The sequence below is a fragment of the Nocardioides sp. Soil796 genome (assembly GCF_001429525.1).
Classification (GTDB): Bacteria; Actinomycetota; Actinomycetes; order Propionibacteriales; family Nocardioidaceae; genus Nocardioides.
On the sequence record NZ_LMSQ01000018.1, the window covers coordinates 222156 to 234240 of the forward strand.

The 12085-nt window shown below is 69.4% G+C and carries 13 protein-coding genes; 6 read left to right on the forward strand and 7 right to left on the reverse strand.

What is annotated here, in order from left to right; all coding sequences use genetic code 11:
• Positions 1-34: 34 nt before the first annotated feature.
• From ASH02_RS12445 to ASH02_RS12460, 4 genes are all read right to left on the reverse strand, one after another.
• Positions 35-937, reverse strand: coding sequence for a glycosyltransferase family 2 protein (locus tag ASH02_RS12445; protein WP_057294840.1), 903 nt, complete (start codon positions 935-937; stop codon positions 35-37).
• Positions 934-1866: a glycosyltransferase gene (locus ASH02_RS12450; protein ID WP_056890542.1), complete on the reverse strand. Its 933-nt coding sequence runs from the start codon at positions 1864-1866 to the stop codon at positions 934-936. The genes ASH02_RS12445 and ASH02_RS12450 overlap by 4 nt, the downstream gene beginning before the upstream one ends.
• Positions 1867-1894: 28 nt before the next feature.
• Entirely contained in the window at positions 1895-3229 is a 1335-nt protein-coding gene (locus tag ASH02_RS12455; protein WP_235532575.1) for an LCP family protein, read from the reverse strand.
• Between the two features lie 172 nt (positions 3230-3401).
• A complete protein-coding gene (locus ASH02_RS12460; RefSeq protein WP_056681553.1) occupies positions 3402-3941 on the reverse strand; it encodes an acyl-CoA thioesterase in 540 nt (179 codons plus the stop codon).
• A gap of 49 nt (positions 3942-3990) precedes the next feature.
• Between ASH02_RS12460 and ASH02_RS12465 the strand changes: the two genes are divergently transcribed.
• Positions 3991-5259, forward strand: coding sequence for an LCP family protein (locus ASH02_RS12465; RefSeq protein WP_057295139.1), 1269 nt, complete (start codon positions 3991-3993; stop codon positions 5257-5259).
• Between the two features lie 398 nt (positions 5260-5657).
• Entirely contained in the window at positions 5658-6368 is a 711-nt protein-coding gene (locus tag ASH02_RS12470; RefSeq protein WP_057294841.1) for a GAF and ANTAR domain-containing protein, read from the forward strand.
• 4 nt (positions 6369-6372) lie between these two features.
• Here ASH02_RS12470 and ASH02_RS12475 read toward each other — a convergent pair whose 3' ends face one another.
• Positions 6373-7542: an acyl-CoA dehydrogenase family protein gene (locus ASH02_RS12475; RefSeq protein ID WP_056681555.1), complete on the reverse strand. Its 1170-nt coding sequence runs from the start codon at positions 7540-7542 to the stop codon at positions 6373-6375.
• An 80-nt stretch (positions 7543-7622) separates the two neighbouring features.
• On the opposite strand from ASH02_RS12475, the gene ASH02_RS12480 reads away from it, so the two are divergent.
• The 4 genes from ASH02_RS12480 to ASH02_RS12495 are packed head-to-tail and all read left to right on the forward strand — an operon-like array spanning position 7623 to position 10357.
• Complete coding sequence (locus tag ASH02_RS12480; protein ID WP_200949836.1) at positions 7623-8279, forward strand: TetR/AcrR family transcriptional regulator; 657 nt, start codon at positions 7623-7625, stop codon at positions 8277-8279.
• A 10-nt stretch (positions 8280-8289) separates the two neighbouring features.
• Positions 8290-8703: a CoA-binding protein gene (locus ASH02_RS12485; protein ID WP_056681557.1), complete on the forward strand. Its 414-nt coding sequence runs from the start codon at positions 8290-8292 to the stop codon at positions 8701-8703.
• The gene (gene arfB / locus ASH02_RS12490; RefSeq protein ID WP_057294842.1) at positions 8700-9152 is read left to right on the forward strand and encodes an alternative ribosome rescue aminoacyl-tRNA hydrolase ArfB; all 453 of its coding nucleotides are present in this window, start codon (positions 8700-8702) and stop codon (positions 9150-9152) included. Before ASH02_RS12485 ends, arfB begins: the two co-directional genes overlap by 4 nt.
• Positions 9153-9211: 59 nt before the next feature.
• Positions 9212-10357 carry an LCP family protein gene (locus ASH02_RS12495; RefSeq protein WP_057294843.1) on the forward strand — a complete coding sequence of 382 codons (1146 nt, stop codon included), beginning with the start codon at positions 9212-9214 and terminating at the stop codon, positions 10355-10357.
• Between the two features lie 18 nt (positions 10358-10375).
• On the opposite strand, the gene purE is transcribed toward ASH02_RS12495, so the two are convergent.
• Both purE and ASH02_RS12505 read right to left on the reverse strand, forming a co-directional pair.
• A complete protein-coding gene (purE, locus tag ASH02_RS12500; protein ID WP_057294844.1) occupies positions 10376-10897 on the reverse strand; it encodes a 5-(carboxyamino)imidazole ribonucleotide mutase in 522 nt (173 codons plus the stop codon).
• Between the two features lie 21 nt (positions 10898-10918).
• On the reverse strand, positions 10919-12085 hold the full coding sequence (locus ASH02_RS12505; protein WP_200959134.1) for a 5-(carboxyamino)imidazole ribonucleotide synthase: 1167 nt from the start codon (positions 12083-12085) through the stop codon (positions 10919-10921).

The following is a 12085-nucleotide window of genomic DNA, read 5'->3' on the forward strand; positions in this document are numbered from 1 at the left end:
GGGGGTCTCCTCAGCAATTGGTGCGGCGGTCAGTCTAGCGAGCGGGCGGTACGGCCCCGGGTGGCTGCCGCATGTGGCGCGCCGACCGGATGGCCTTGATCACGTTGGCAGCCTCCGCACGGCCACCGCGGAGCGGGCTGAGCAGCAGCACGGCGATCACGATCAGCCACGGCTTGAGTCGCACGAGCGCGTTCTCGCCGTACCGGAAGTGGACGACGAAGAGGTTGCGGAACATGTAGAACCCCTTCCACGTGTCCAGGGCGTGCTGCTGGTTGAAGTCGAGCTGGCGCACGAGCACGGCGTCGCGCAGCGCGAGGATCGTGAACCCGGCCCGCCGGGCGCGGATCGCGAAGTCGGCGTCGTCGTAGAAGATGAAGTACGACGGGTCGGGCAGGCCGATCTCGTCGATCACCCGACGGTGCACCATGAAGCCCTCGAAGGCGACCACCTCGATCGGCACCTCCGCCGGCAGGTCGGCCCGCGAGGCGTAGGTCTGGTCGACGCTGGCCGTCTTCGGCCGGATCCGCAACGGGTTCCTCAGGTCGAAGTGCATCGCCGACTTCTCGACGAGGTTGCCGGCGAGGTCCTCGCGCACTGCCATCAGGCACGGGCCCTCGTGGGCGGCCAGGACGGCCAGGCAGTCGGGCGCGGGCACGACGTCGTCGTCCATCAGCCAGATGCGGTCGAACCCGGCGTCGTACGCCTGCTTGACGCCGAGGTGGAAGCCGCCGGCTCCGCCGAGGTTGTCGTCGCTGTGGGTGACCTGCAGCGGGAGGTCGTCGCGGTCGAGCACCTGGCGGGTGTGGTCGGCGCTGGCGTTGTCGATCACGAAGACCGCGTCGGGTGCCCGGGTCTGGGCGGCCAGCCCGTCGAGCATGCCGCCCAGCAGGTCGGCCCGGTTGTAGGTGACGATCACGACCGCGATGCGCTCACTCATGCCAGGAACCTCCCGTGGCCGGTGAAGTCGTTGCGCAGCCCGGCGCCGATGCCCCGGGCGCTCAGCGCGAGCCGCTTCGGGGAGGGGCGGGTGAAGGCGTAGAACCACACGGTCTTCACGATGAAGGCGAGCACGTGCGGCAGGCCGCGGTAGGTGCGCAGGTTGACCACGTTGTTGCGGGCCATGCAGTAGTGCTTCAGGTCGGACGGTGAGTGGTTGTACGTCGTGCGGCCGAACATCATCGGCGTACCGAGACTGCCGACCGAGGGGTGACGCACCGTGGCGTCCACGACCGTGGCGATGCGGGCGCCGGCCTTCTCGGCGCGCAGGCGGTACTCGTGGTCGTCGCCCCAGATGAAGAACTCGGCACGCGGCAGGCCGATCCGCTCGGCCAGGTCACGGGTGACCAGCACGCCGTTGAACGGGATGACGATGTCGTCGATGCGCCCGTCAGTGGCCGCGGCGCGTACGTCGGCCAGGTCGTGCACCACCGTGGTGCCCCCGGGCAGGCGGATCGGGAAGACGAGCCGTTCGGCGTCGTCCTGGTCGACCACCACCGGCCCCCAGAAGTCGAGGGTGCCGTCGTGCTCGAGGAGCAGGGCCAGGCAGTCGTCGTCAGGCATGCCGTCGTCGTCCATCAGCCAGAGCAGGTCGGCGTCACGCTCGAGGCCGATCCGCATGCCCTCGTGGAACCCGCCCGCACCGCCGCGGTTGTCGCCCAGCGTGACCGCCCGCAAGGGGACGGCACCGTCGGCGTCCTGGCCGGCCAGCCACTCACCCGTACCGTCGGTCGACGCGTTGTCGACGACGACGATCTCGGTGACGTCCGGCGTACGACGCAGGCGCTCGAGGAGTCCCTGGAGCAGCGACAACCGGTTGAACGTCACGACGACCGCAACGATGCGTCGGGCGTGGGATGGGGTCGGCACGGCGACCACCCTAGAGGGGGAAGTCGGATTAGCAGGCAGCGGCGAGGTCCTCGGAGGCGTTGGCGGCGTAGCCCTCGTCGCGGGTGCCGATCGCGGCGCCGTTGGTGGAGGCGTTCTTCCTGGCCTTGCCCGGCTTGCCGGCCTTGCCCTCGGCCTTGTCGATGCCCTTCTTGACCATCGCCTTGATCTTGGCCAGGTCGGGGTCGGCCGTATTGATCGCCGGCGGGACGATCGAGACGGACGAGATCTTCTGGTCCTTGGCCTTGAGCGCGAGGTCGATGAACGTCGCGAACTCGCTGCGCGGAAGGTTGGTCTCGATCATCGAGCCGCCCGCCTCGGCGATCTCGCCGAAGTTGCTGACCACCTTCTGCGGACTGACCTGGGTGGCCATCGCGTTCATCATGCACTTCTGGCGGGCCATGCGTGAGTAGTCGTCGGAGCCCTCGCGGGAGCGGGCGTACCAGAGCGCGTCGTGGCCGTTGAGCTTGCGGGTGCCGGGCTCGATGTAGCCGGTGACGTCGCTGCCGAGGCCGCCGACCGGGATTCGGTCGCGGACCGTCACGGTCACGCCACCGACCGCGTCGACGAGGTCCTTGAAGCCCTGGAGGTTCACCATCGCCCAGTAGTTGATCTTGAGGTCGGTGATGCCCTCGACCGCCATGATCGTGGCGTCGATGCCCGGGGACTTCGACTTGCCGAACAGGTCGGTGTGGTCGCCGGCCCAGGTGCTGACGCCGTTGAGGTAGCAGCCCTCGCAGTCGAAGCCGTCGGGGAACTGCTCGTCCATCACCGACCCCTTCTTGAACTTGAAGTTCTCGAGGTTGCGCGGAAGACCGATCAGCACGGTGCGGCCGGTCTCCTCGTCGATGCTGGCGATCGTCATGGAGTCAGGGCGCAGGCCCCAGCGCCCGGCGCCGGAGTCGCCACCCATCAGGAGCACGTTGTAGCGGCCGTGCTCGGCGTCGCTGACCTTCCCGTTGGCGAACATCGCCGCGAAGTCCCGCTGGACGGTGACCAGGTGGGCACCGAAGAGCAGGGTGCCGGCGACGGTGAAGCAGAGCACGCCGTTGACGCCGACCGCCATGAGCCGCTGGTTCTTGACCAGGGTCAGTGGCTGGCCGAGGCGCCAGGCGTCGACGAACAGGGCGGCCCAGCCGATCGCGATGCCCATCATCAGCAGTCGGACCAGGTCGAGGGCGCCGAGGTTGAAGGCCATCTTGAAGGCGAACTTGTGCCAGACCAGGGTGATCAGGAACAGCAGGACGCTGGTGGCGATGAGGCCCATCCAGATGCGGATCGCGATCCGGCCGATGCGCTTGTTGCCGGCCACGAGCTGCGCGGAGCCGGGCACGACCAGGGTCATCACCATCAAGGTGATGGCGCGCCGGAAGCGCACCTTCGCTGCACGGTCCGCCTCTCTGGCGTTACCGCTCTGGCGATCGTGCAACCCGGGGGAAGATGCGGGTGGCATCGACTGAGCCTCTCTGATCGGGGAAGTAATCAGTGACGTCAGCCAGTATCACCAGTCACACCAGTCACATCGTGGTGCGACGCGCCGAATCGTTCCGACCGGACTCGATCTCCTGCTTCTTGGCCAGGCGGTGCGCGCGACGGATCTCGGCCTCGCGGAGTCGCCGTACCTCGTCGGGAGTGGTGGGCTCGATGCTCGGAACGGTGCGCGGGTGGCCGGCCTCGTCGATGGCCACGAAGACGAAGTACGCCGAAGCGACGTGCAGCGGGTGTCCGGACGCGTCGGACCACGGCTCCGCCTCGATGCGCACGCCGATCTCCATCGACGAACGGCCCGCCCAGTTGACCTGCGCCGTCGTACGCACGATGTCGCCCACGTGCACGGGCTCGAGGAAGGCCATCTCGTCCAGGGCGGCCGTGACCGCCGGGCCTCCGCTGTGCCGTTGGGCCGCCGCGCCCGCCGTCGAGTCGGCCAGCTTCATGATGTCGCCGCCGTGCACGTTGCCGAGCAGGTTGGCGGAGGTTCCGTGCATCATCTCGGCCAGCGACACCCTGGAATACGTCGGCGGCCGACTGGCTGGCTGGTCGGGCAGGGGAACGGTCATGGCGAGCAGATTAGCGGTGACCGACGCCCTGCCCGGTAGCGTCTGCCTCATGGTTGACCGCCCCCAAGGGCCCGAACCGGGCACCCCTGAGTACGAATGGCTCTACGGCAAGAGCCGTCCGCAGTCAGACGACGACGCCACCCAGATCATCCCGCAAGGACAGGTCCCGCCCACTGCGAACCGTCCCGACCCAGGCCCGGAGCACACGCAGGTCATGCCCTCAGCAGAGCCGTACCGCACACCCCCGCCGCCCGGCCAGCAGCCGAACACGGCGCAGCCCAACCGGCCCCTGGCACCGCCACCGGGCCAGCAGCCGCCCTCGGGAGGCGGTCGCGGGTTCGGCGTACGCCGACCGCGGTTCCGCCCGCTGCGCTGGCTGATGCTGTTGCTGCTGCTGTGGCTGGCCTTCCTGATCGCGACGCCGATCTTCGCGTTCAACAAGATCTCGACCGTCGACGCGTTCCCGAGCGGTGACCGTCCCGACGACCAGGACGGTACGACGTACCTCGTGGTCGGCAGCGACTCCCGCGCGGACCTCTCCAAGGAGGAGCGCAAGAAGCTCGGCACCGGCGGCGACGTCGGCCAGCGCACCGACACGATCATGCTGCTGCACACCGGCAAGGGCCCGAACCTGCTGATGTCGATCCCGCGCGACTCCCTCGTGGAGATCCCCGGCCACGGCACGGCGAAGATCAACGGCACCACGAACCCCGACGCCTACAAGGGCGGCGGACCGAAGCTGCTGATCGAGACCATCGAGCACAACACCGGCATCAAGATCGACCACTACGTCGAGATCGGCTTCGGCGGGTTCGTCGACGTGGTCGACGCGGTCGGCGGCATCGAGATCTGCCCGACGAAGGACATGACGGACAAGCAGGCCAACCTCAAGATCGAGAAGGGCTGCCAGGAGGCCGACGGCGTCACCGCCCTCGGCTACGCGCGCTCCCGCAAGACCGACCCGCAGTTCGGCGACATCACCCGTGCCAAGCACCAGCGCGAGGTGGTCTCCGCGGTCGGGTCGAAGGCCGTCTCGCCGTGGTCGGTGATCAACCCGATCCGCTACTGGAAGCTCAACATGGCAGCCGCCCGCACGGTCAAGGTCAGTGAGGGCACCGGCCCCATCGACCTGGGTCGTTTCGCGTGGGCGATGACCCGGGTCGACGGCGACAACGGCCTGACCTGCGGCGTCCCGATCTCCGACCTCGCCGTCCACTGGGACGCCGAGCGCTCGAAGGAGATGTTCGAGCACATCAAGGACGACGACACCGAGGGCATCTCCAACGACCTCTGCACCGAGACCGGCCTCAAGGACTGAGCCCCGTTCAGGACGGGTCCGGCGGCCCCCCACGGACCGCCGGCCCCGAACTGAGCGACCGAGCTGCGTGCACGGCCGAGGTGTAGCGCCACCGATGCCCGGACTCCCCTGTCACCCGGGGTCGTGGCGCCACCGAACGCGCGTCCACCCCGGCGCGCGACGAAGGTGACTCCCCGGCGACCGGACCTACCGGTCGCGACTCGGGGCGAACCACTGCGTAAGTGTCCATCCGAACCACCTGGGCGAGCCGATGCGAGGGCCGCCGGGGTCTGGGACGGTTGCGCCGAGTGACGCAGGTCACATGCAAGCACCAATCCGGGCCGCTCGGCAATAGGAATGGCCCGAATTGGGTACAGGACAAGGGATTGAGAGACCCTCCCAGCCACAGGAGGTATCACGTGCCGCACGACCACACGTCGTTCCTGAACACCCTCACCGAGTTCAGCAGTCGACTGCTGGCGTCGTACGACGTCGACAGCATTCTCGCCGAGTTGGCCGAGCGCCTGACCCAGCTCTTCGGCCTGGCCGGGAGTGGTGTCATGGTCGCCGCGCCTGACGGGCGACTCGAGTTCGTGGCCGCGGTCCCGGAGGAGTTCGCCATCCTGGAGCGCCAGCAGGCGGGCTCGCAGGACGGTCCGTGCGCCACGGCCTACCGCAGCGGACGGACCGTGGTCGTACCCGACCTCGCCGCCGAGCCGCACCGCTGGCCGACGTACGTCGCCCTGGCCGGCACGATCGGCGTGCGTGCGGTTGCCGGCCTGCCGATGTGCCTCGCCGGACGGTCGGTCGGCGCGGTCAACCTCTACTCGGCCGCGCCGAGACAGTGGTCGGACAGTGACCTGGTCGCAGCCCGCGTGCTGGCCAACCTGGCCACGTCGTTCCTCATCAACGCGTCACTGTTCGACGAGCAGCGCCGCCTCACCGACCAGCTCCAGGCCGCGCTCGACTCGAGGATCGTGATCGAGCAGGCCAAGGGCGTGCTCTCCGCCGATCACGGCATCTCGGTCGACGAGGCGTTCGAGCGGATCCGCTCCCACGCCCGCTCCCGCGGTCAGCGGATCCGCGACGTCGCGGCGGCAATCGTGGGCGCGGGCAGCCGACTCGGGTGACGGGTCAGAGGTTCGACTGGATGCCGGCGAGCAGCTGGCGGGCCATCACGATGCGCTGCACCTGGTTGGTGCCTTCGTAGATCTGGGTGATCTTGGCGTCGCGCATCATCCGCTCGACCGGGTAGTCGCGGGTGTAGCCGTAGCCGCCGAGCACCTGGACGGCGTCGGTGGTCACCTGCATGGCGACGTCGGAGGCGAAGCACTTGGCCGCGGCACCGAAGAACGTGAGATCCTTGTCACCGCGCTCGGAGCGGCCGGCGGCGGCGTACGTCATCTGACGGGCGGCCTCGACCTTCATGCCCATGTCGGCGAGCAGGAACTGGAGTCCCTGCTGGTCGGCGATCGGCTTGCCGAACTGGATCCGCTCCTTGGCGTAGTCCAGCGCGTAGTCGAGGGCGCCCTGGGCGACACCGACGGCCTGGGCCGCGATGGTGATGCGGGTGTGGTCGAGCGTCTTCATGGCGATCTCGAAGCCCTGGCCCTCCTCACCGATGATGCGGTCGGCCGGGATGCGCACGTTGTCGAAGTAGACCTCGGTCGTCGGCGAGCCCTTGATGCCGAGCTTCTTCTCCGGCGCGCCGAACGAGACTCCCTCGTCGGACTTCTCGACGACGAACGCCGTGATGCCCTTGGTGCGCTTGTCGGGGTCGGTCACGGCGAGCACCGTGTAGTACTCCGAGACACCGGCGTTGGAGATCCAGCGCTTCACGCCGTTGAGCACCCAGTGGTCGCCGTCGCGCACCGCGCGGGTCTTCTGGTTGGCCGCGTCGGACCCGGCGTCGGGCTCGGAGAGGCAGTAGGAGAAGCCGCCCTCACCGGCGGCCAGCTTGCCGAGGTACTTCGCCTTGAGCTCCTCGGAACCGCCGATCTGCACCGGCAGCGAGCCGAGCTTGTTGACCGCCGGGATCAGCGAGGACGACACGCAGGCGCGGGCCACCTCCTCGATGATCAGGACCGTGGCCAGAGCGTCGGCGCCGGCGCCGCCGTACTGCTCGGGGACGTGCGCGGCGTGGAAGTCGGCGGCCAGCAGCGCGTCGGCCGCCTCCTGCGGGAAGCGGGCGTTCTCGTCGACCTCCGCGGCGTACGGCGCGACCTTGGCGTCACAGACCGCGCGGACGGCCTCGCGGATCGCCTGGTGTTCCTCGGACAGGGCAAACATGGGGTGCTCGGACATCGAAGGGGTCTCCTGAGAACGTTGCGGTACGACGTACCGTACTAATGGTACTACGTACCGCGCAACGTAAGATGGCTCGCATGCCGACCTCCACCCGTGCCCGCCTCGTCGACGCGGCGTTCGCGCTCTTCGAGGAGCGCGGCTTCCACGAGACCACCGTCGAGGAGATCACCGCCCGGGCCGGCACCGGCCGCACCACGTTCTTCCGCCACTTCCGCGGCAAGGAGGACGTCGTCTTCCCCGACCACGAGCAGCTCCTCCCCCGGGTCGCGGCGCGACTCGGCACCGCCACCGGCACCACTCGTGAGGTGGCGCTGCGCGAGGCGGCCCGCATCGTGCTCGACCACTACCTCGACGAAGGGACCACCGCCCGGGCCCGCTACCGGCTGACCCGCACGGTCCCGGCGCTGCGGGACCGCGAGAGCGCCAGCGCCCAGCGCTACCTGCGGCTCTTCCGGGAGCACATCGCCACTTGGACCGCCGACGAGCCCGACGGGGAGCTGCGCGCTGAACTGCTCGCGGCCGCGGTCATCACGGCGCACAACCACGTGCTGCGCCGCTGGCTGCGGGAGGAGACCGACGCCGTCGACGCGGAGTTCGATGCCGCCCTGACCCGCGCGCTGGCCACCGCCGACCCGTCCGCCGGCGCCAGCGCCACGGTCGTCGTGCACACCAGCTCGACCGACGTCGACCAGGTGCTCCGGGACGTGCGCGACGCCCTGACCCGCGGTGGTTAGGCTGACCGGCATGGACACGTGGCAGGACCAGAAGGCGATCGACTTCATGCTCGACGAGTGTGAGACGTGGGCCGTGGTCGGACTCAGTGACAATCCCGAGCGCACCGCCTACCCGATCTCGGCGTTGCTGAAGGCCCGCGGCAAGCGCATCGTGCCGATCCACCCCGACGCGCCCGTGGTCCACGGCGAGCAGGGTTACGCGACGCTGGCGGAGGTGCCGTTCCCGATCGACGTGGTCGACGTCTTCCGTCGTTCCGAGGCTGCCGGACAGTACGCCGACGAAGCGGTCGCGGTCGGCGCGAAGGGCGTCTGGTTCCAGCTCGGCGTGATCGACGAGGCCGCCTTCGAGCGCACCCGCGCCGCCGGCGTACCGATGGTGATGGACACCTGCCCGGCCATCCAGTGGGGCAAGCGCGGCTCATGAACCAGCCCGGCGAGGACCTCGTCGTTGGGGCCGGACCCGGACTGCCCGACGGGCTGGTCGTCCCCGCGGCCGAGCTCACCGAACGCTTCTCGCGCTCCCCCGGTCCCGGCGGTCAGTCGGTCAACACCTCCGACTCACGCGTCGAGCTCGACTACGACGTGTCGCAGTCGACAGTGCTCAGCGACGCACAACGGGCCCGCGCGATGCGGCACCTGGCCGCGCGCCTGGTCGACGGGCGGGTCATCATCGCGGCCTCCGAACACCGCTCCCAGTTCCGCAACCGGGCCGCGGCGCGGGAACGGCTGGCCGTCCTGCTGCGCGAGGCCCTGGCCCCGCCCTCACCGCCCCGCCGACCGACCAAGCCGACGCGCGGGTCCCAGCGCCGACGGCTCGAGGCGAAGAAGCAGCGCGGACAGACGAAGTCGCTGCGCGGTCGCGTCACCGAGTGAACCACCGTGCGTGAGTGTCCCTGCGGTCTGTTCTTGGCGGCACCGGGCACACTGACACGATGGAGAATGAGCCGCCGGGGGACGCGTCCGAACAGGCAGACACCCCACCGCCCTCACGCTGGCGACGGGCCCGTTCCGGGTGGACCGCGTTCCGCCGCAAGCACACCAAGGCGCTGATCGCGTCGTTGGCCGTCCTGGCGCTCGTGGTGGGCGCGTGCGGCTACTACCTCTACTCGCTCAACGCCAAGCTCGACAACATCGACCGCTTCTCCACCGACAAGCTCGACGACGAGAACCGCCCCGACCCCAACAAGGGCGACGCGGTGAACATCCTGCTCCTGGGCTCCGACGCCGGGAAGAAGATCGCCGGCGAGAGCGCCGACACCTCACTCGCCGAGGACGTCGACGCCGAGGAGTGGCCGAACGGCAAGTACCGCAGCGACACGATCATGGTCGTGCACATCTCGGCCAACCGGAAGCACGTGTATGTCGTCTCGATCCCCCGTGACACCTTCACGATGATCTACGACGACAACGGCGAGCCCACCCACAAGAACAAGATCAACGCGGCCTTCTCGGCGTACGGCCCGGTCGGCACCCTGTCCACGGTCGAGCACCTCACCGACGTACGCCTCGACCACGTCGCGATCATCGACTGGGCCGGGTTCAAGGACCTGTCGACCGCCGTGGGCGGCGTGCCGGTGACCATCCCCGAGACGTTCTACGACGAGAAGCAGGACGTCACGTGGAAGGCCGGCAAGTACAACCTCAAGGGCGAGAAGGCGCTGCAGTACGTCCGCACCCGGCACGGCCTGCTGCGTGGCGACTTCGACCGCATCGACCGGCAGCAGAACTTCCTCCGGTCGCTGATGACGAAGGTGCTCGAGGCCGGCACCCTCACCAAGCCGCGCCAGTTCTCCGACACCCTGTCGGCGATCACCGACCACCTCACGGTCGACATGGACTGGGAGAACGGCGACCTCCGTGGTCTGGCCCTGTCCCTGCGCGGCACCAAGGCCGAGGACGTGAAGTTCATGACCGTGCCGATCGCGGCGACTCCGACGATCGACAAGTACGGCTCCATCGTCGAGCTCAAGGAGGACCAGACCGCCGAGCTGTTCGGCCTGCTCCGCAAGGGGCAGATGGAGACCTACGTGAAGAAGTACCCCGACGAGCTGCTCGGCGACGAGGACGACATCGACTGATCCGGGTCCGGCAGTGACTCAGAAGCCGGTCTTGCGAGGCTTCTGCGCGTCGCGGACGACCTTGCCCTTGGCGCGGGCCATCTCGGAGAGCGACTCCTGGTAGGCGACCAGCTTGTGCTGCAGGTCGTCGTCGGCGGTGGCCAGGATGCGCGCGGCCAGGATGCCGGCGTTCTTGGCGTTGCCGATCGCCACTGCTGCCACCGGGATGCCGCCCGGCATCTGCACGATCGAGAGCAGCGAGTCCATGCCGTCGAGGTACTTCAGCGGCACGGGTACGCCGATCACCGGGAGCGGCGTGACCGAGGCGAGCATGCCCGGCAGGTGTGCCGCGCCGCCGGCACCGGCGACGATCACCTTGATGCCGCGACCGGCCGCGTCCTTGCCCCAGGCGATCATCTCCTCGGGCATCCGGTGTGCGGAGACGACGTCGGCCTCCCAGGCCACCCCGAACTCGTCCAGGATCTCCCCGGCGGCGCGCATCACCGGCCAGTCGGAGTCGGAGCCCATCACGATGCCCACGCGGGCAGCAGAGTCGGTCATGTCACTCACTCTCCCTGAAGTTCATTCGGACTCGTTGCCCAGGTCGCCGCGGAACCACGCCGCAGCGTGCCGGGCCCGTTCGAGGCAGTCGTCGAGGTCGTCGCCGTACGCGTTCACGTGGCCGACCTTGCGGCCCGGGCGCCACTCCTTGCCGTAGAGGTGCACGCGCAGGAACGGGTCTCGCGCCATCGCATGCGGGAACCCGTCGTACAGGCGTCCGGCGGCGACGTCGCCGCCGAGGATGTTGACCATCACGGTCCACTTCGCGCGGGTCGCCGGCGAGCCGAGCGGCAGGTCCATCACCGCGCGCAGGTGGTTCTCGAACTGGCTGGTCACCGCGCCGTCCTGGCTCCAGTGGCCCGTGTTGTGCGGGCGCATGGCGAGCTCGTTGACCAGCACCCGACCGTCGGTGGTCTCGAAGAGCTCGACCGCCAGGACACCGGTGACCTCGAGCTCCTTGGCGATGGTGAGGGCGATCTGCTGCGCCTGCGCGGACAGCTCGGGAGACAGGTCGGGCGCCGGGGCGATCACCTCGAGGCAGATGCCGTCCTTCTGGGTCGAGGCCACGACCGGGTAGGCCGCGGCCTGGCCGCTGGGCGACCGGGCGACCAGGGCCGAGAGCTCACGGCGGAAGTCGACCAGCTCCTCGGCCAGCAGCCGTACGCCGGAGGCGGCCGCGGTCTCGAACGCATCGGCGCAGTCGGCTGCCGAACGCACCACCCACACGCCCTTGCCGTCGTACCCGCCGCGCGTGGTCTTGAGCACCGCCGGGAAGCCGAACGCCTCGACCTCGGAGAGCTCCGAGACCAGTGCGTGGCGCGGGCACGGGATGCCCAGCGCGGTCAGGCGCGATCGCATCACGCCCTTGTCCTGGGCGTGCACGAGGGCCCCGGGTCCGGGGCGTACGGCGACGCCGGCCTCCTCGAGCGCGTGAAGGTGGTCGGTCGGGACGTGCTCGTGGTCGAACGTGACGACCGCGCAGCCGTCGGTCACCGCGCGCAGGGTGTCGAGGTCGCGGTAGTCGCCGACGGTGTGGTCGACGATCACCTGGGCCGCGGAGACGCCCTCGGCCTCGGCGAGCAGGCGCAGCGGTAGGCCCAGCGCGATGGCCGGCTGGGCCATCATGCGGGCGAGCTGTCCGCCGCCGATCACGGCAAGCGTCGGGGCCAGTTCAGGAGCGTGGGACAC